We start from the raw sequence: 17,938 nt of genomic DNA, 5'->3' as shown, positions 1-17,938 counted from the left end.
CCCCATCGACACCAAGGCCTACCACCGCTACGCGGCACTCGGCCTCACCCGCCTCATCACCTACCCGCTGCCCCTGCGCGACGTCCAGGACGTCACCGACCACCTCCGCCACCACGCCCGCCTCCCCCACTGAACACACCACGACAACGCACGGGAGAAGCGCCGGCCCCGGGACCATCCATCCCCTTCGCCAAAACCGCGCGGGTCCCACGAGCCCAGCCTCGGCGGGCCCGATCTCGACGTCGGTCGAGCGGGCACCGCTACAGGGTGATCACCGTCTGGGTGCCGCCGACGACAGCCGCGCGGCGCTTGTCCGGCAGCAGCCTCAGTGCGTGGGTCGGGCCGACCACCAGGTCGACCACCGCGATGCCGTAGTGCGTCGAGAGCCGGTCGAGGTCGGCCACCGCCCAGCCGCACCGGCCGGCCAGCTTCCGGCTGACCTGCGCCTGGCTCAGCCCGAGCCCGGACGCCAGGTCGCCCTGCGACTCACCCGTGGCGCGTAGCAGCGCGGCCACCGTGGCCCGCAGCAGATCCTCCGTCGACGTGCCCATATACACCCTCCGTATCGGATATGCGATGGACGTATAACGACTGGTCAGGGCATCGGGTGACGGCTACCGACCGGACTCGGCGGCACCCTCCTCGACACCGGAGGTCACCTCCAGGCGGTCTTCGCGGGTGAAGACCGCCGCGCACGCTGCGCCGCCTGGACGCCTGCTGCGCGCCGCTCGCCGACATCCACTTGCACGCCGTCGCCGGGGCAGCCGCGGTCGGCGCGCGGCGCGGTACGCGGTTCGGGGTGGGTCTGCATCGGCGACGTGGGCCCGGGTGCGGAGACGGGCGGGTCGGGCAAGATCGATTGACGCCCTGCCCATGGCTCCCTAGCCTGCTCCCGGCGGACCGGGCGTTCCGGCCATGGCCGATCCGGGGGGAAGCGATGAAGCGAACGGGTGCGATGGTGACGGCGGGGGTGCTGGCCGCCGTGCTGCTGCTGGCGGGGTGCGGCAGCGGTGCCGGGTCGGCGGCCCGGGCGGCCACGGCGACGACCCCTTCTCCTTCGTCGTCTGCCGCCCCCACGTACGGGTGCCTGACCGAGGAGCAGGCGCGCCAGGGCGCGGTGACCGTGAGGGACCGGGACAAGTCGAATCAGGCGTACTTCCAGGACGCCGACGGCGGTCCGGCCGAGGTCGCGCTGATCTTCTGGCACGGGCCCGGCGGCTCACTGTGCGACTGGGTCCCCCACCTCGGGGCCTTCACACGGGCCGGCTACGCGGTCATCGCCTTCACGAGCAACGGCGACTTCTTCGACGACCTCGGCCCGGCCGACCACTTCCTGGCGAGCCGCGGCTTCTCGAAGATGGTCTGGGTCGGTGCCTCGGACACCGCGACCGCTCTCCTGGAAAGGTCCGCGACCCCGGTGGACGGCCCTCTGAAGGCGGTCGTCGCCCTGGGCGCCCCACGGCGCTCCGGCACCTGGGACCCGCTGAAGGTCCTGCCCTTCGGCAAGCTCCCGCTCCTCCTCGCGGCGAGCGAGGGCGACGCGACAGCCGGTCCGGACGACGCACGGGCCCTCTTCGAGACGTCCACGGGCAGGGGCAAGCAACTGAAGCTCTACCCCGGCGACGCCAAGGGTGCCGGCCTGCTCACTCACGGCGCGCTGCCAGACGTCCTGGCCTTCCTCACTACGGCGGTACCACCAGGGAAGTGAGCAGGTCGGCCCCGACCTCGCCGGCGTCCTCCCCACGAGCGCGAGGGCCGACCGGGGACTCGGACCACTCCCGCAGGCTGAGGTCGGACATGCCCCTTGAACGCTCGCAGAAGTGACCGGTATGACCGACTCTCCAGAAGTTACAACAGCCCGACCCCTAGCCGGATAGATTTGCAGCTCACCGATGCTGCTTCCCTCGCCTGCGGGCGGGGCTGCACCGGCGCCAGGTCCTCGAAGGGCCACCGCCACCTGCTCCCCGCGCCTGCGGGCGGGGCTGATCCCACCGCTTCACTCTCGGGTGTCAACACTCCTACCTGCTCCCCGCGCCCGCGGGGCTGATCCCGCGCGCTGCGACCGGGCGCTCGTCGAGCCGTGCTGCTCCCCGCGCCCGCGGGGGTAACGGGCTGGGGTACATGGTTCTCCTGGGGGTGGCGCAGTTCTGGAGGCCGATGTCCTGGGTGGCGGCGTCCTCCCAAGGCCCGTGAAAGGGGGCTGGGGTGGCGGCGGGCCCAAGGTGAAGCGGTACCACGCTCAACAGTGAACAAGGAGCCTCTCTGGGTAGGTAGTCCTCACCTGGTCAGCCAGAAGGCCATGCCGAGTCCGATTCCGATGATCAGAAAAGTCGCCAGCACTTGTCTCCACCCTTGGGCATCGAGGCCGTAGTAGTCGCGGACGGCGATCGGTACCGTGCGTCTGGGGAAGTGGGTGGCTTTCCCCTTGGGATTTGCTCGCGGTAGTGGCGTTGTCCGGGTGGTTGGGTTCTCGGGCTGGAGGTGCGGGGTGGCCGGGGCAGTCCCGGGTGTTCCCGCCTTCGGAGGTGGCGGGGCCGGTCGAGGTTGCGAAGGTACGAGGAGAAGGGGAGTGAGGTCAGATCCCGGTGGATGTGGGGCGGCCGGCGGACCCTGAACAGGAGAGATAGAGATGCTGTCGGGTTCCGCGAGGGACGTTTCCGGAAGATCTGACCTGACGGCCGGAACCGCGCCGGCGGCGGGGCCCGTGACGGCCGTGTCGTGATCGTGCCGAGCGTCGCTCATGGCCGTGCGCCAGATGTCCCGCGTCGGCCCGGGCAGCTTCCCGAGTAGGTCCTGGGCATCCTCGCGGAGGAGGTGCGGACTGGAGGCCACGGCTTGTGCGGCGGCGATGGCCAGGGCGGGGTGACTGGAGATGCAACGGCCCATGATGGCCAGGCAGTGGCGGCGTTGGGCGGGTGACAGATGGGCGTGGGGCAGGACCCGGGTGATGAACGTCCCATTGCCCGCGTCCGCGATGTCTTCTTCGACATCGTTGATCAGCTTGGCGGTCAGCACGTCGGGGCCGATCCCGCCCCAGTAGGTGTGGCCAGCGGGTGGGTAGACCGTTGTGAGGAAGCGGCGCTGCGCGCTCAGCCCGTCGGCGGTCAGAGGCGGAGCGGTGGGGCCACTGCCGTAGTGGGCTGCCCATGCCGTCCGGATCGCCGCGTCGGCTTCCTTCTGGTCGGTCGCGCCGACCATCTGCTGTACCGCGACGAGCGTCTTGCGGTAGTCCAGATCGAGAGGTTGCTGAAGGACTGCGGCAGAGGCCCGATCCCAGTACTTCTCCTCGTGGTAGAGCAGCACTTCGCACGGGTCGAGGTTGTCGCTGAGCGGATGGTCGACCAGGACCCCGGCGAGGCTCTCGATGTGCACGGACAGGACCACGGTCGGACCGTCCTCGGCAGGTCTTTCCCGCGGCGGCATTTGGTCGAGGATACGGTCGATGCTGTGGTCGAGGAACTCCTTGGCGTTCCAGTCGTCTGGCTCTGTTCACGTCACAGAGCAGCGTTTCGACAGCAGTTCGGGCGGCAGCGCCCAGTCCGGATGTTCACGAGAAAGGGCAGCACCTCGGTGGTGGCCGGCCGGACGCCGACTACCGCCCGCTCGGGGCACGGGGCAAAAGCGCTGGCTACGGGCGCAGGCGGCAGCCACCGACGCGCCGTTGCCGGGCGTCGGCAGGTGACTCCCGTTCTTGTGAACATCGAGTCGTCCGGTCTGCAGACGCCTCCCAAACCCGTGAACAACTGACTTCACGAGTCGTGAACAAAGCCAGTCGTCGGACACCCCCGACCACTGCAGGGCGGCGATGCGCCGGGCGAAGGCGATCCGGGCCTGCTCACGCACCCGGTCCTCGTCGACCTGGCGCATCAGGTTGTCGGGGGTGAGGACGATCTCGGTGTTGCCGACTGCTGCGGGATACCTGGCGCGAAGCTTCGGCCACCACCCCTGGGTGGAGCGGGCGACCAACAGGACGCGGACGCGGTGCCCGGGGGCGCGGTGGTTGGCCAGAGCTTCCAGCAGCACCGCGACCTGGTCGAGGCGGTACTCGGCGTAGTCGATGACGATCAGGGCCGGACGAATCAGATGGCACAGCATCCGGTAGGCCTGACGGGGTGTGGTGTCGGGGTCGAGGAACCCTGCGGACCATGGGAAGTTCGCGGTGTCGGCAGTTGCTTCGGCCTGTGGCCTGCGGTCGGACATGCGGCGGGCCAGTTCCACAGCCAGACGTGTCTTGCCGACTCCGCCAGGGCCTCTGACGACGGCGACATCGACCGCCCCGGGGCCGCGGCACCAGTCGCTAAGGAGCTGCATCTCCGTGTCCATGCCGGTGAATTCGACGGTCTCGGAGCGGGCGGCGAGAAGGTAGGAGGCCGCCGCCACCGGCTGGGGCGCGCTTTCGAAGAGGGCATGCAGGTCGGCGGGTTCCAGCTGGGGACGCGTCCCGCCGGCCTGTTCCACGATGTCGCAGAACCCCCGGTCGTCCAGGAGCCGACGGGCGGGAACGGCCTCCAGACGGGCGTTGCCCCGCCCAGGCACGGCTTGCTGCACCATTGCCACGAGCAGGTCTTCGTGGAACACCCCGGCACCGGACATACCCGCCCACGGAGAGGTACCGGGTTCGGGTTCACCGGTGGGGACCGCGGTGTCGGCCTGGAGGCTGTAGAGGCGGCCGCCCGTGTCAACCACGTTGATGTGCCCCTCCACCGCCTCGGGTTCACGCCAGCGGCGCACGGCGTCCGTCGCCCCGTCGCGCTGTCGGCGTTCGGCCGCGACGGGCAGGCCGACGGCGACGCAGCGTGCCGGCTGTGACGGACTGACGCACACGAGTTCGCCCCACCGGACCGGCGCGAACTCGCGGGGCAGATCAGTGGGCCGAAACCGCAGCAGCGCGGCGTCCTCCAGGCACCAGGCCACCTCGGCCTCGGCACGCGCCGGAGTACCGATCAACCCGACCCTGCACGGGCCGAACGCCTGACCTCGCCCTGCGGGCGCGACGACGTGAAGGGCTGTCAGGACCAGGCCGGGGGCGACCACGCACCCGGCTCCCGTCCGGCCCGCGCACTCCACGGACACGGCCCGTTCCCAGTACACCGGTGACCCGCTATCGCAGGGAGTACCCGCCCGGAGCCGCTCCGACCTCACCGAGGCTGCTGATCGGCACCTCATCGCCGCCGACGACCCCGAGCGTGACAGTCAGCCGATGCGTCCGCCCGCTCGACTGCTCCCCCCGTGCCTCGCTGGAGAAGACGAACGCCTTGACCCCGCCACTGGCACCGCCGACCCGCCTCAGCTCCAGCCCCAGGTCCACCACGACATCCTTCACCGTGAACCGCATCTCCGAGTCCGCCCCGCTGCGCTGCGCAGTGATCAGCCCGGCCCGAACCGCTGCGATCGCCTCGGAAAGCTCCGTCCCGTCGAATTCCACGCGTCTCCCATACGGCGATCTTCTTGCTCGGACAGCCCAGCCTATTCATCGTGCGCGTCCCGTACACCGAGAACGGTCGAACTCGTGACGCCGAAGCACCGGCATCGTCACCGGCGAGCTGCCGGCCTTCCGCTGCTACGCCATCACCCGGATCATCTCGGCTCTGCGGCCGCCGTCGAGGCGCTTGGACCGAGGGCCGGATTCCGGCGTTCTTAGTCACGTCGCTGCACCTGCGGTTCGTCCAGTCGTCGGGGTGTAGCTGAGGGGCGGTCAGTCGTCAGGGGTGATGTTGATCGCCTCGCACCAATAGCAGGTCCACTCGGACGGCAGCCTGTAGCTGTGGACGCTGAAGAAGCCCAGCGGCTCGCCGTACACCGTGTTGGTCGCGTCGCAAGACCAGCAGTCGTACTCGAAGTCCATCTCTCCCCTCCCAAGCTGGCCTCCAGGATCGCGGGCTCAAGGGCTGTCGGAGAGCCGATCGCCGATTGTGGCTGGAAGGTGTGCGTACGCTGATGGCCGGCCCCTCGCGATTCAATCGTGAGGGGCCGGCCATGTTCTCGGGCGCTGTCACCAGCGGTCAGGGTCCGGAGATGATCCAGGTGACGAACACCGAGGCCATACCGGTCCTGGTCACGCGGCACCGCTTAGGGCCATCGGCGGTCGGGTCGGGCGCAGCGCGGAGGGCCTTGTCGTGGCGGGCGCGGCGTTCGGCGAGGGCCTGGCTGCTGGCGCGACCCGTTGTGCCATCGGATTTACGAAACCTGCCCCGGACGGCGGAGCCGCTCTGGCATGCTCGCCCCGACGATATCGGACCCCTGGTGACGGGTCCCTAACACAGAGTCAACCTAGGTCGGGTGGGCAGTGCAGTACACGATCAGCGCGTCGGTGTTCCTCGCGATCATTATCTTCGTCCGGCTCCGGCGCCCCACCCATTCCCGCAGCCGCGCCGACGAGGGGTTCACCGTCTTTACCGCGGTTGTGTTCGGCGTCCTGATCGCCACCACGGCCTGGGGACAGGCAATTCTCCAACTCGTCGGTATCGCTGTCCAGGCGACCCAATGACCGTGGAGCCGGCAAGTCGTAACCACCACTCAGGCCTGACACGGCCGGGAGACGCATGAAAGGGGAACTGATGGGAACGACGGGCTGGGTAGTGCTGGCGCTGCTGGTACTCACGGGCACCGTGGTGTGGCGGATGAGCCAGTACCCGGGCACCTGGCGTCACACCTTCGATCCCCACTTCAGCAAGGACCGCGGTGACCTGCGGGTGGCCCGCAAGAAGCTGCGCCGACTGCAGCAGAGTGTGGAAGGCGAGCGAACCAGCGCGCGCTCCGCCGTCGAAACCGCGGCCTACAACCACGAGAGCCGGGTCCGGGAAGCCGAACAGCACCTCGCCCGGCTCCGAGATCCCGGCCGCGGCGCACCGCGCGGTTCTCTTGCCGACCGCCTGTACCTGTACGACCACGTACTCAAAGTCACGACGGACGGCGGTATCAACGCCCACCCCCTTCAGGCGCTCGCGATCGACGACCAGTACTCGCGCTCGGCCGCGCACATCTACCTGACGCTGCCCGACGGCCGACGAGAGCTGCTCACCATCTCTCTCAAGGAGACACCCGAGGCAGAAGCGAGGGCGTTCGCCGTCCAGGTCCACAACGCCATCGCCGAAGCCAAGACCGCGAAGGCGCAGCGAAAGGCCCTCATCCCCCAGGCCGAAGCCGAACTTCAGCTCGCCATCGCTGACACGAGTGAACGCGAGCGCGCCGAAGAACGGCTGAGGGAAGTGACAGCCCGTCTGAACGCGGATACCCGTATCCCGCGGGCACGGCGCGAGCTGGCCGTCGCGCAGGACCGCTGGGAACAACTGACCGGTCGACGGCCCCAGTGAGGCCTTCCACTGAGTCTGGCCGTCCCGCTCAGCCCTCGTCGCGCCACCAGTGGTACTCAGTCACGACGTCCACCAAGGCAGCGTCATTGCGGGCATCGCCGGTTCCGATCCGGGTGATCTCCGCCGCAGTCCACTCGCGATGGCGAAGTCCCGCCGGCCCCGGCCTCTCGCTCTCCCGCCGCGTGCCCCGCCCCGGGTCATGAGTGCCGGCAGAACTCCGCGTCGGCCAGGTCACGGGCCGCCGCGCCCTGGAGCGCGAGGCGGTCGGTGTTGAAGTAGACGGTCATCCGGTGGCGGGTGCTGCGGGTGGAGACCGTGAGGGCTTCGAATCCGTAGCCGCCGCCGCGGTATCCCCAGAGCTCGATCCCGCAGGAGGTGGTCATGCGGGCAATGCCGAGGCCCTGGTCCTCGCTTCCGGCGGGCACGGTGGTGGTCATCTCCCGAAGCTGCGCCTGAGGCAACAGCCAGCCGGCGAGCAGGGCACGGTAGAAGCGGTCGAGGTCGTCAGCCGTGCTGATGATCTCGCCACTGGCGCGGATCGCCGAGGGGTTGAAATCCGTGACGTCGACGCCCGGCGGGGGCATTTGGACCTGGGCGGTGGAGTAGGCCCGGCCGGCCGGCCGGGGCAGCGTCTCGCGGGTTCCCGGCGAGCTGGTGCCCCGTAGGTGGAGCGGGTCGATGATGCGCCGGCGTAGCTCGTTCTCGTAGGAGTTGGCGGTGATCCGCTCCACGATCATCGCGGCCAGAAGGTAGTTGGTGTTGGAGTACACGAACCTCTCGCCGGGGGCGGCGGCGGGAGGCTTTGACATCGCGACGGCCAGGAGCTCCTCGGGTGTCCACGTGTCGTGCAGGTGCTTGAGCCAGATCGGCCCGATCTGGTGCAATGCGGGGTCGTTGAGGTAGTTGTACACGCCGCTGGTGTGGTTCAACAGCTGCCGGACGGTGATGCGACGGCCGTCGTGGCCGTGGCCCCGGACCATGCCCGGCAGCCACTTCTCCACGGTGTCATCGATGCCGAGCCGCCCCTCCGCCTCCAGCTGGAGCACGAGCACGGCTGTGAACGTCTTGGTGATGCTGCCCACCCGGAAGTGGTCCGCCGGATGGGGCGGGCGTCCCGTCCGGCGGTCCGCGACCCCTGTCGTTTCCACCCATCGGTCTTCGCCGTCGGCCACGGTGACGAGGACCCCGGGCGCACCATCGCGTACCGCGCGCTCCATCGCGGCTCGCGTGCGCGCGTGCTCCGGTCGGCCGTCCCCACCGGCCGGCACGGCGGTCGATGGGGACGCCGGGATGAACAGGAGCGCGGTCAAAAGCGCGGAGGCCACGGCGGCGGAAGTGGCCATGGGCATGGGGTGCGCTCCCTCTCGGGCCGGGGAAGATCCGTCCCCAGTCAAACAGAGGCATCACCGCCCCGCGCGCTGGGCGACCCGCAGAACGCCCGCGCCGCCAGCGATCCGGCGCCCGAGGTCCTGATCGACGACCCCCTGGCGACCACCGCCCCGTAGCCGTTGGCGACCGCCGACCGGTGATCCAGTCGTCGCTTCTGCCGCCCGCCTACGACTTCGCCGGCCCACCGTCAAGGGCGGGCCGGCGAAGTCGTCCTACAGGAGGGCACGCAGTTCGGCGGCGAGATGTCCGGGGTGGGCGCGGGGGTCGGAGAGGTCGAGATCGGCGCTGCCGGTGTAGTGGACGGTGCCGTCAGGCTGGGGTACGCCGTCGTTGATCGCCAGCAGGTACCAGCGGGAGTCACCCCGGGCGAACACCCAGGGCTCCCCATCCCGGTCCAGGTCGATGCTGCATCCACAGCCGCTCTCGTCGTCGCCCTGTTCGCCGGGCGCGTGGCGCTGGTTGAGCTTCGCGCCCAGGATGTCGGCGACCGCGGCGATCGTGTCGTGCGGGCCGGACGGCAGGGTGAGGGTGGTCGGCAGCGCCGCCAGTTCGCCGACCAGGACGGCGTGGGAGGGCGCCACGGCCAGCACCTGGTCGGCGGCGGCCTTGATGAGCTCGTGGACCCGGTCGGCCGGCGCGCAGTCGCCCCGCCCCTCGATCTGCGCGAGGACGGAACGCAGGCGTTGGAGGGCGATGCCGGCGGCGTCGACCTGGGCAAACAGCGCCGAGGCGAAAACAGCGGCCTGCTCCGGGGTGTAGAGGGCCCACTCGTGGTCGAGGGCGTCCACCGCTGCCCGGGTCGCCTCGGTGCCGGTGATGGCCAGTGAGATCGCGTCGTCCGGGTCCTGGGTCCGGCCGCCCGCGTAGCAGCGGACCTCGTTGGCAAGGTCACCCAGGACGGTCCGGGGCGTCCGCTTCTCGTAGCTCTGCCAGTAGGACGACCATGACCTGTTGCTGTTCATCTCGTTCCCTTCCGCGGTTTTCGGGCCGGGCATGGACGCCTGGCCCGGTGATCAGGTGTGCGGGTACTACAGCGGGTCCGGCCCACAGGTGGCGCAGCGCTGGGTCTGGTTGCCCTGGCGGCGTAGTTCGTCCGCGCTGTGCAGGTCGGGCAGGGATGTCCAGTCGGCGCGGCCGCGGTTGGCTTGCAGGAGTGCTTCGAAGTCGGCGAGGCGGTCTTCGGGGGTGCCCAGGGTGGGGCAGTTCCAGCGGTGGAGGCGGCGTTCGGTGCGGGCGTAGGTCTTGCCGGCGGCCAGGCCGGCGTTCCAGCGTGAGAGGTCCTGTTGTGCGTGGGCTCTGGCGCTGCGGGTCAGGCGGCACTGCTGGCACATGCCGATGTCGCCGTCGAAGCAGGAGCAGCGCGCGCAGTCGCCGCACGGCTGGCAGGGGTGGGTGGCCGGCCGGCCGGCGGCTGTCGGCTCGGTGGCGAGGGCCGCGTCGACGCGTTCTCGGCGCAGGACCTCCCGCAGGCGGCCCTCTTCGAACTCGCCCCGGCAGCGGTTGCCGTCGACACAGCCCTTGATGCTGCAGCCGTGCGGGTCGAGCGCCCGGAGGGTGCGTTCGCCGAGTTGGGCGAGCAGCCGGCGTGCGCGGGCGGCGTCCAGATGGCCGGCCGCGACCAGGTCCAGAAGCTCTAGGACGGCGGGTACCTCGACGAGTGCTCCCCATCCGGGCAGGCGCTCTCGCCCTGGGGGGCAGTCCTGGCCCAGGTGTCCGCCCTGCACGCAGATGTCGCGGATGAAGTGGTCACCGAGGTTCAGGTTGGCGTGCACGTCGTTTCCTCGTTGGGCATGGGGTGGTGCTACGCCGGGTCGGGGTTGAGCAGCGCTGCTCGGAATGCTTCGGCCAGTTTGGCGGGGTGCGCGGCCACCAGCGGGATGTATCCCATCTGCAGCAGGGTGGTGGGCTCGGCTGGGTAGTTGTCGAGGAACCACTCCTCGGCGTAGAAGCCGAGCCGCCAGGCATGCCCGTTGTGGTGGAGCTCGATGTATGCCTGGTGCTGCGGATCGTCGGCGTCCTCGTGGACGTCGATCGTGCTGCCCGGGACCACGAGGTCGGGAAGGTGGCTGGCGATCTGTTGCAGGGCTTCGACGAACGTCTCGGGCATCCGGAACCGCATCGGCACTGCGGCGACCTTGGCGAACAGGTGGTCGGCGGCCTGGGGGGATGGCGCCAGCTTGAACAGGTCTACGGCGATGGCCGGGGGCGCGTCCGGATCGTCGTAGGCGCGTTCGAGTTCGACGGTATCGCCGCGGCCTTCCATGGCGTCGAGTACGCCCAGCAGGTTGCGCTTCGCCTGGGCAACGTGGTGCTCGACGGCGAGGAGGGCAGCGGCAACGGCGCCGGCCTGCTCGGTGGTGTGGAGGGACCAGCCGGAGGTCAGCGCCTTGGCGAGCTCTTCGGTGCTGGTCACGGCCTCGGCGGCGAGCCAGGCGGCGGCTTCCGGGCGCATCCCGACCGACTCGGTGACGTCGTCGAGAGTGCAGCCGTTGAAGGTCTCGCCCAGCTCTTCCAGCAGCGGCCGCCAGCCCCGCTCTGCGGTGGCATCACTCATGAACGTTCCCTTCACCGGTCGCAATTGACGCCCGCCATCCTGCCGGGCCGGCGGCCGAGGGTGGGAATGAACCGGCCTTCTTTCACCCCCACCGGTTGTCCGCGGCGGCCGGCAGTCCGTGCGGCAGCATTGGGCCTACAACAGGGCCCTGAGTGGGGCTCAGGCACCCCGGAGGGCGCCCAGGACCCTTCGTGGCCTGTTCAACGATCAGGTCATGTCGCGGGTCATGTCGACGAAGCGGGAGTAATGGCCCTGGAACGCGAGGGTGGCGGTGAACGTCGAGCCCATCCGGTTCTTGGCGACGATGGCGTCGGCCTCGCCGGCGCGAGGGGATTCCTTCTCGTAGTAGTCGGGGCGATGGAGCAGGACGATCCCGGAGGCGTTGGCCTCGATACCGCCGGACTCGCGCAGGTCGGCCATGGTGGGAACCTTGTCCTGGCGCTGCTCGGAGGAACGGCCGATCTGGGCGGCGACGATCACCGGGATCTCGAACTGCTTGGCGATCATCTTCAGGCCGCGGGCGAGCTCGTCCACGTCGTTCGTTCGGTTGGTGCCCTTGCCGCCCTCGGTGCCCAGCAGTTGGAGGTAGTCGACCAGGAGCGCGCCGGGCAGCTCGCCGCTGGACTGGAGGCCGCGCAGTCGGGAGCGCAGCCGGGCGACGTTGACCTCCTCGGCGGTGTCGACCAGGAGCGGGGGCTCGCCGATGCGGGCGATGGTCTTGAGGCGCCGGGCGCGGTCGTCGTCGGTCATCTCGCGGTTGCGGATGTGGTGGAGGGCGATCCGGGCCTCGGCGGCGATCATGCGCTGGACGACCTGGCGGTGGGTCATCTCCAGGGAGTAGAGCAGGGTCCTGATGCCGTGGCCGATGGCGAGGTGGCGGGCGATGTCGACGAGCATCACGGACTTGCCCATGGCGGGCCGGCCGCCGATGACGACCAGGTCGCCGCCCTCGATCTGGAGTCCGGCCTCCAGGTCGATGTAGGGCAGGGGCAGGAACGGCGCCGGGCCGGCCTCCTCGGCGAGGAGTTCCTCCTCCACCATCTGGGACCACGTCTTCGTGGTCGAGGCCTCGGCCTCGATGCCGGAGTGGATGCCCATGATCTCGGCCTGCGCGGCGTCCACGATCTCGCCGATGTCGCCCTCGGCGGCGTAGCCCATGCCGGCGATGCGCTGGCCGGACTCGACCAGCCGGCGCAGGACGGCCCGCTCGTGGACGATCGCGGCGTAGTAGCCGGCGTTCGCCGCGGTGGGCACCGAGTTGACCAGCGTGTGCAGGTAGCCGGGGCCGCCGACCCGGACGAGTTCGCCGCGCTTGGTCAGCTCGCCGGCCACCGTGATCGGGTCGGCCGGCTCGCCCCGGCCGTACAGGTCGAGGATCGCCAGGTGGACGAGCTCGTGCGCGGGCCGGTAGTAGTCGGCGGCTTGGAGCACGTCGGTGACGTCGGTGATCGCGTCCTTGGACAGCAGCATGCCGCCCAGCACGGACTGCTCGGCGCCGAGGTCCTGCGGGGGCACGCGCTCGAACGTCGCCGGCATCTCGCCGTCCCGGCCGCCGGCACGGCGTCGCGCGGGCACCGGCCTGTCGTCGGGGCTCGGGTCGTCGTCGAAGGGCGGAGTGTCGAGGAACGGGGCCTCATCGGCCAGGTGCTGCGGGGGTACGCTCACGGTGATCTCCTGCTTCGAGGTCGCGCGGCGTCCCGGGTCCGGTCCAATGGCTCCCGGGACGCCGCTTTGTTCGGGGTGGTCAGGCCGCGGTCGAGTGGCCGGCGCGGGTGCACGGGCACTTCGCCGTCCGGGTCCGGCCGTGCGGATCGCCGGGCACCGGCTGGTCGATCCATCCGAGGTCGCACTCACCGCAGAACGACGACGGCTCGGCGGCCCGGGGCGCGGGCACCGCGGCCGCGACGGGCGGCTGGTAGTGCTCCAGGTGCTGGTCGAGCCTGGTCAGCACCCGCTCCTGGCGGCCCATGTCGGCGGCGGCCGCGACCAGGAGCTCGAACGTCTCCCCCTCCGCTAGCAGCACGGAAGCCGACCGGGCGACCGCCGCCGCGCCCCGCGGCGGCACCGAACGGCCGGCCCTCGCCCGGGCCTGGGCCCAGGCGTCACCGATCTCCCGAGCGTCCGACGCCGCGGGCGGGGCAGCAGCTTGGGTGTCCTTCGGCGCAGCCGACTTCTCTCTCTCCGCCCCGGTCTCAGACCCCGCAGGCGGGGCCGATGGGACGGAAGCGCCGGAGGAGAGAGAAGAACTTCTTAGGGGGGCTTCTTTGGGGGGCGCGTTCTCGCTGGTCAGCGAGAGATCTGATCCAGTTTTCTGGCCCAACGGGCCAGTTTTCTGGAACTCCGGGCCAGTTTTCTGGAACTGGGGGGCTGCGGAGAGGCCCTCGGCGGCTGTTCCAGTTTTCTGGAACACCTCCCGGTCGGCCTCCGGAGCCCCGCCGGCCGCAGCTGCGGAGGTCTGGCGCACGCAATCGACCCGGCGGCCGCGCGCGTCCGGCTCGCCGAACTCGGTGACGTGGGTAGGCGGCAGCGGCGGGTTCTCCCGCCAGTCCGGCTGGTAGGCGTCGAGCTTGTCCCAGACATTGCGCCACCCGGTGTAGGAGGTCGGCGGGAGATCCTGGACGACATAGCCGCGCAGGAGGCCCCGGGCCGCCTTCTCCTTGCTGCTCAGCTTCTTCTCACCCGGCTTCAGCTCCACCCGGGTCTCCAGGTTCTCGCCGTCCGGGATCACCAGCTCCAGCTCCTCCAGGCCGGCCAGGAGCTGGTACATGGTCGAGATACTGATCGGCTTGTCGTTCGGCCCGGGCATCAGCCAGCACAGCTGGTCGATCGACATGCGGCGCAGGCCCGAGCCGGGCAGGTTCTTCTTCGACTCGTGGATCATCGCTCGCAGCAACAGGTACAGGCGCAGCATCGAGTGCCCCAGGCCCGGATACACCAGCACGTAGTCCCGGACCTGGCTGTACGACCAGTAGTCCGACAGCGGGCCACGGAACATGACCTCCTGCGAACCCTCCAACTTCTCCGCAGCGAAGCTGCTGCTCACTCCGCCACCGCCGATCCGGCGGCGGAGACCGCCAGGAGCAGCCCGGCCTGGTCGGCGGGCGAGGACGTGCGGGGTGGAGCGGAGCGGTCGGCCTTCTGGGGCGGGCCGGGCTGGTGGATGCTCACGCCAGTAGGGGGGGCTGCGGGACGGGCCGGAGTGACACGGCTGCTCCGCAGAGTGACGGTGCTGTGCAACGGGGTTGCTACCTCTCCGCCGTTGCCACCGCCAGTACCAGACGTTGCCCACGAGTTCGGATGAGTGAGACGGGTGTCTCTCGCACCGAACTGGGGAAGCCTGGTACCGTCAGACCAACAACGGCCGCGCTGGGCCCTCTCCTGAACTCTCAGGTGAGACTCCAGGCAGGGGCTGAATACGGAAGCGCAAGCGGCCCAAATCTTGGCGGATACGGGGCCGCTTTCGCGTTTTCTGGACTAGGTGACGCCCGTGTGGACGACCCGGCTTAGCCTATTCGCCTCCCAGGGTCCTCGGGCCATTCAGGCTCGGCGTGTCGGCTGGACAACCGGGCCTCTGCGCGGAGCAGCTCGTTCAGCGCCTGGTTTGCCGACAACTTGGTGTCCTTGGCGGCGTCCCACCGGTTGAGCGTGGACGCTGCCGAGCGAAGTAGGTCATCCGGGAGGCCGGCGGCGGCCATCGTGTCTGCGGCTTCTTCCAGCTCGGGGCCCCACCGCCAGGCCCTGGCGGCGGTCTTGCCGATGTAGTCCGTCTCGATCAGGTACGAGCTGGCCCGCTGAGCGGCGACATCGAGCAGTGCCTGGTCGACACCGTGCTCCCGTGCGAGGCCGTAGGAGAGCGCGGCCAGCACTCGGGATGCCTTCTGGAACGCCGTGTAGGACACCTTCAGCGCGCTGGCCTGCCCGACCTCCTGGCCCAGTATGTGGGTCGACACCGCGGTGCCGGAGAAGAGTCGCTCGACCAGCCCGACCTCTTCCGCCGGCCCGGAGAGGTACAGCCGGGGCCGCTTCGCACCGACTGGCGGAGAGCCGACCACCGCGCCGTCGACCACCGCGCGTGCCGTCCTGCCCAGCCGCTCCGCGATCCGGACCGCCCGCTGTGGACTGATCGCGTTCGCCTCCACGTACAGGCCGGTGAAACCGAGCCGCGCCACCTCCTGCGCGACACCCTCGGCTGCGGCCGACGGACACAGGCTGAGCACTACGTCCGCCTGCGCCACCAGCTCGTCCAGCGTCGGTACCGAGGTCAGGCCGAACCGCTTCGCCCTGCCCGTAGTTGTATCGCTGCGCCCCCGCGGGCACCACAGGACCCGGCTGCTATTCGTGAGGGCACAAGCTGCGACGGCAGCGCCCATGCTGCCCGGATGCAGCACAGCGAGTACGGGCTGGGTCTCCGTCACCGCGAACCTCCTACGTGCCTGAGAGCCTCAACCGCAGTGGAGGCGACGACGTCCGGCTTCACGCCGCCCGGCCAGACCCGGCCGTGCGAGATCCAGATGGTGCGCAGTCCGGCAGCCCGGCCGCCGGCGACGTCGAGGTCGGCGTTGTCTCCGATCATCCACCCGCCTTGGAGAAGGTCTCGTCCGACGCTGGCGGCGGCGATCTCGAAGGCTCCGCGTGCTGGTTTCCGGATGCCGGTCTCTCCGGAGATGCAGATGGCGTCGACCACGTCGGCGATGCCGGAGGCCGCGAGTTTGGCTCGCTGAATCTGGGCGCCGCCGTTGGTGACGACGACGACATGGTGGCCGGCCTCGCGTACAGCGGTCAGCGCCTCGAGCACGCCGGGGAACGGTGCTACCAGAGCGGCGAGCTCCGGCTCGTACCGCGACCAGAGCTCGCTCGGCGAGTCCGGGAGGCCTAGCTCGACGCACAGGGCCTCGATCACGTCGAGGTCCGCCCGGACCCGCATGGCCTCAAGCATCCGCTGCTCGACCGCCGGCCCCAGACAGTGCTCCGTGCAGTACCCAGTCACCCAGGCCGTCACTGCGGCGAGACGGTCGATCAGGGTGTCGTCGAAGTCGACCAGCACCAGGTCGCCGTCGCTGCGCGATGCGGCGAGTGCCTGGCGGATCTGCTCGGCGGCGGCCTCGGGCCCGACCTCGTCGGTGCGGATGGTCAGGTCGAAGCGGAAGTCGGGGTTGTCGTCGAGGTCGGCCCGGGTCGCGTCCCACGCGGCCAGCCGCGCCGGAGTGTCCGCATCGCCCCGTCCGGTTGATCGCGCCTCGGTCACCTCCCGAGGAGACCACAGCAGGACGGTCAGCCACTGGGCCGGGTAGCCGTCGTGCACCGCCCGCACCCCGTCGATCTGACCCAGGTGCATCACCGGCACGCTGTGCGCGAACGCCTCGTCCAGGCCAGGCCGGTCCGTCACGTACACGCTGTCGTAGCGCGAGTTCTCGTACACGACCGCACCCGACGCCCGCAGCTCCTCGAGCAACTCGGGGTCGCCCATCCGGTAGCCAGCAGTTCTGCCCGTACCCACCTTGAGGCGCTCGAACTGGCGGTAGCGCTGGTCCTGCTGTGTCAGCGTTGCGGTCACGGTGTCCTTGCCGGAGGCTGGCGGACCGAACAGAAGGACGCCCAAACGGTTGGCCTGGCTGTCCACTAGCCCACCATCCCTAGCGCCAGGCGCGCCCGGTCCGCGAGGGAGACCGCAGTGCCATACCGGTTGTCCACAACCAGGTGCGGCACGACCGGACGCAGCTCCATGTCGAGGCCAGCCATGTAGTCGGACCAGTTCTGGAGCTTCCAGGTGTCCCGGGCGGCCGACCGCTGACCGATGTACTCCCGCATTGAGTCGGCGTCGCACTGCACCCAGACAGGAGCGACGGTCACCCCGCGCGCCGCACACCGGTTCTCCAGCCGCCGCATCCATGCCTCATCGACCATCTCGGCGATGAACGGTGCGGTCAGCACCGTGCTGATCCCGCAGTCGACGTTGGCGTAGGCGGCCTTCAGTAGGCACTCGTACTCGAGCGGCCGGACCCGGGACCGGTACAATTCCGACTGCCGGTCGTTCGGCTCCGATCCCAGCTCCACGAGCAGGGCCTCCACCAGTGCCCTCGACATCGGGTCTTTGTCCAGCAGCGGCCATCCGGTCAGCTCGGACAGGAACCTCGCGAGTTCGGTCTTCCCCGTCCCGGCGTACCCGCCGACCAGCACCAGCGTCGGCGAGTTCGAATCGCCGCCCGTGTGCCTCCGCTTCCAGGCGTCCATCACCCGCTGCTGGAAGCCGACGGCGTCGACGCCGGCAGCGCCGGGAGCCATGTGCGTCAGCGCCCGCTCCACCGCGAGGACATGGCCACCGTTGTGCGTGTGCTCCATCGGGGTCAGCGAGAACGCCGCCTCCTGCTCGCCTGGCAACGGGTCACGGAAACCGAGCTGCACGTCGGTGGCACCGTAGAGCAGCACGTAGGCCCGCCGGTAGTGGGGCCCCGGATACACCTCGCCCAGCTCATGCTGGCTGATGGTCTGCGGGTTCCCCGCCGGCACGCCCCTGAGCTTGGCCCGCGCCGCGACCTTGCGCAGTTCCTCACCGGCCTGCTCTTGGGTCAGACCGTGTGCCTCCCGCTGGTCACGTAGCTTGTACGGCTTCCAGCCGGGGTGCTCAGACTTCTTTGCCATGTCCCCCACCACTTCTGTCATCGCCACGCCTCGGAGCCTATGG

The 17,938-nt window shown here is 70.0% G+C and carries 18 protein-coding genes; 3 read left to right on the top strand and 15 right to left on the bottom strand.

Going from position 1 to position 17,938, the window contains the following annotated elements; translation table 11 throughout:
* Positions 1–260: 260 nt before the first annotated feature.
* The gene (locus tag ACFXHB_RS32330; protein ID WP_380578296.1) at positions 261–551 is read right to left on the bottom strand and encodes a helix-turn-helix domain-containing protein; all 291 of its coding nucleotides are present in this window, start codon (positions 549–551) and stop codon (positions 261–263) included.
* A 386-nt stretch (positions 552–937) separates the two neighbouring features.
* Here ACFXHB_RS32330 and ACFXHB_RS32325 point away from each other — a divergent pair, with 386 nt between their 5' ends.
* Entirely contained in the window at positions 938–1,708 is a 771-nt protein-coding gene (locus ACFXHB_RS32325) for an alpha/beta hydrolase (protein WP_380578294.1), read from the top strand.
* Positions 1,709–2,277: 569 nt separating this feature from the next.
* Here ACFXHB_RS32325 and ACFXHB_RS32320 read toward each other — a convergent pair.
* The 4 genes from ACFXHB_RS32320 to ACFXHB_RS32305 all read right to left on the bottom strand — a co-directional run bounded on the left by ACFXHB_RS32320 (position 2,278) and on the right by ACFXHB_RS32305 (position 5,845).
* Positions 2,278–3,423, bottom strand: coding sequence for a hypothetical protein (locus tag ACFXHB_RS32320; protein WP_380578292.1), 1,146 nt, complete (start codon positions 3,421–3,423; stop codon positions 2,278–2,280).
* A 66-nt stretch (positions 3,424–3,489) separates the two neighbouring features.
* A complete protein-coding gene (locus ACFXHB_RS32315) occupies positions 3,490–5,034 on the bottom strand; it encodes a hypothetical protein (protein WP_380578290.1) in 1,545 nt (514 codons plus the stop codon).
* Between the two features lie 67 nt (positions 5,035–5,101).
* Complete coding sequence (locus ACFXHB_RS32310) at positions 5,102–5,425, bottom strand: trypco2 family protein (RefSeq protein WP_380578288.1); 324 nt, start codon at positions 5,423–5,425, stop codon at positions 5,102–5,104.
* Positions 5,426–5,695: 270 nt separating this feature from the next.
* The gene (locus ACFXHB_RS32305) at positions 5,696–5,845 is read right to left on the bottom strand and encodes a hypothetical protein (RefSeq protein ID WP_380578286.1); all 150 of its coding nucleotides are present in this window, start codon (positions 5,843–5,845) and stop codon (positions 5,696–5,698) included.
* 441 nt (positions 5,846–6,286) lie between these two features.
* On the opposite strand from ACFXHB_RS32305, the gene ACFXHB_RS32300 reads away from it, so the two are divergent.
* Both ACFXHB_RS32300 and ACFXHB_RS32295 read left to right on the top strand, forming a co-directional pair.
* On the top strand, positions 6,287–6,487 hold the full coding sequence (locus tag ACFXHB_RS32300) for a hypothetical protein (RefSeq protein WP_380578283.1): 201 nt from the start codon (positions 6,287–6,289) through the stop codon (positions 6,485–6,487).
* Positions 6,488–6,542: 55 nt separating this feature from the next.
* Complete coding sequence (locus ACFXHB_RS32295; protein WP_380578281.1) at positions 6,543–7,313, top strand: hypothetical protein; 771 nt, start codon at positions 6,543–6,545, stop codon at positions 7,311–7,313.
* A 197-nt stretch (positions 7,314–7,510) separates the two neighbouring features.
* Here ACFXHB_RS32295 and ACFXHB_RS32290 read toward each other — a convergent pair whose 3' ends face one another.
* The 10 genes from ACFXHB_RS32290 to ACFXHB_RS32245 all read right to left on the bottom strand — a co-directional run bounded on the left by ACFXHB_RS32290 (position 7,511) and on the right by ACFXHB_RS32245 (position 17,916).
* On the bottom strand, positions 7,511–8,530 hold the full coding sequence (locus ACFXHB_RS32290; RefSeq protein WP_380578300.1) for a serine hydrolase domain-containing protein: 1,020 nt from the start codon (positions 8,528–8,530) through the stop codon (positions 7,511–7,513).
* A 384-nt stretch (positions 8,531–8,914) separates the two neighbouring features.
* A complete protein-coding gene (locus tag ACFXHB_RS32285; protein ID WP_380578279.1) occupies positions 8,915–9,664 on the bottom strand; it encodes a hypothetical protein in 750 nt (249 codons plus the stop codon).
* 66 nt (positions 9,665–9,730) lie between these two features.
* The gene (locus ACFXHB_RS32280) at positions 9,731–10,474 is read right to left on the bottom strand and encodes a hypothetical protein (RefSeq protein ID WP_380578277.1); all 744 of its coding nucleotides are present in this window, start codon (positions 10,472–10,474) and stop codon (positions 9,731–9,733) included.
* A 29-nt stretch (positions 10,475–10,503) separates the two neighbouring features.
* Positions 10,504–11,256 (bottom strand): hypothetical protein, encoded by a 753-nt coding sequence (locus ACFXHB_RS32275; protein ID WP_380578275.1) that lies wholly within the window; start codon positions 11,254–11,256, stop codon positions 10,504–10,506.
* Positions 11,257–11,463: 207 nt separating this feature from the next.
* Complete coding sequence (locus ACFXHB_RS32270) at positions 11,464–12,921, bottom strand: replicative DNA helicase (protein ID WP_380578273.1); 1,458 nt, start codon at positions 12,919–12,921, stop codon at positions 11,464–11,466.
* A gap of 79 nt (positions 12,922–13,000) precedes the next feature.
* Positions 13,001–14,299, bottom strand: coding sequence for a hypothetical protein (locus ACFXHB_RS32265; RefSeq protein WP_380578271.1), 1,299 nt, complete (start codon positions 14,297–14,299; stop codon positions 13,001–13,003).
* Positions 14,296–14,424, bottom strand: coding sequence for a hypothetical protein (locus ACFXHB_RS32260; RefSeq protein ID WP_380578269.1), 129 nt, complete (start codon positions 14,422–14,424; stop codon positions 14,296–14,298). The genes ACFXHB_RS32265 and ACFXHB_RS32260 overlap by 4 nt, the downstream gene beginning before the upstream one ends.
* A 335-nt stretch (positions 14,425–14,759) precedes the next feature.
* A complete protein-coding gene (locus ACFXHB_RS32255) occupies positions 14,760–15,671 on the bottom strand; it encodes a DUF1932 domain-containing protein (protein ID WP_380578268.1) in 912 nt (303 codons plus the stop codon).
* On the bottom strand, positions 15,668–16,876 hold the full coding sequence (locus tag ACFXHB_RS32250) for an HAD family hydrolase (RefSeq protein WP_380578266.1): 1,209 nt from the start codon (positions 16,874–16,876) through the stop codon (positions 15,668–15,670). Before ACFXHB_RS32250 ends, ACFXHB_RS32255 begins: the two co-directional genes overlap by 4 nt.
* A complete protein-coding gene (locus ACFXHB_RS32245; protein ID WP_380578298.1) occupies positions 16,876–17,916 on the bottom strand; it encodes an AAA family ATPase in 1,041 nt (346 codons plus the stop codon). The genes ACFXHB_RS32250 and ACFXHB_RS32245 overlap by 1 nt, the downstream gene beginning before the upstream one ends.
* Positions 17,917–17,938: the final 22 nt, after the last annotated feature.

The organism is Kitasatospora sp. NPDC059327, assembly GCF_042752535.1.
Taxonomy (GTDB): Bacteria; Actinomycetota; Actinomycetes; order Streptomycetales; family Streptomycetaceae; genus Kitasatospora.
This window is presented reverse-complemented; position numbering and strand designations above follow the sequence as displayed.

Bases quoted from the DNA above. Each gene is read 5' to 3' on its own strand.
- ACFXHB_RS32330 (WP_380578296.1), bottom strand. From the start codon at position 551: ATGGGCACGTCGACGGAGGATCTGCTGCGGGCCACGGTGGCCGCGCTG.
- ACFXHB_RS32325 (WP_380578294.1), top strand. From the start codon at position 938: ATGAAGCGAACGGGTGCGATGGTGACGGCGGGGGTGCTGGCCGCCGTG.
- ACFXHB_RS32320 (WP_380578292.1), bottom strand. From the start codon at position 3,423: ATGCCGCCGCGGGAAAGACCTGCCGAGGACGGTCCGACCGTGGTCCTG.
- ACFXHB_RS32305 (WP_380578286.1), bottom strand. From the start codon at position 5,845: ATGGACTTCGAGTACGACTGCTGGTCTTGCGACGCGACCAACACGGTG.
- ACFXHB_RS32295 (WP_380578281.1), top strand. From the start codon at position 6,543: ATGAAAGGGGAACTGATGGGAACGACGGGCTGGGTAGTGCTGGCGCTG.
- ACFXHB_RS32290 (WP_380578300.1), bottom strand. From the start codon at position 8,530: ATGGAGCGCGCGGTACGCGATGGTGCGCCCGGGGTCCTCGTCACCGTG.
- ACFXHB_RS32285 (WP_380578279.1), bottom strand. From the start codon at position 9,664: ATGAACAGCAACAGGTCATGGTCGTCCTACTGGCAGAGCTACGAGAAG.
- ACFXHB_RS32275 (WP_380578275.1), bottom strand. From the start codon at position 11,256: ATGAGTGATGCCACCGCAGAGCGGGGCTGGCGGCCGCTGCTGGAAGAG.
- ACFXHB_RS32245 (WP_380578298.1), bottom strand. From the start codon at position 17,916: ATGACAGAAGTGGTGGGGGACATGGCAAAGAAGTCTGAGCACCCCGGC.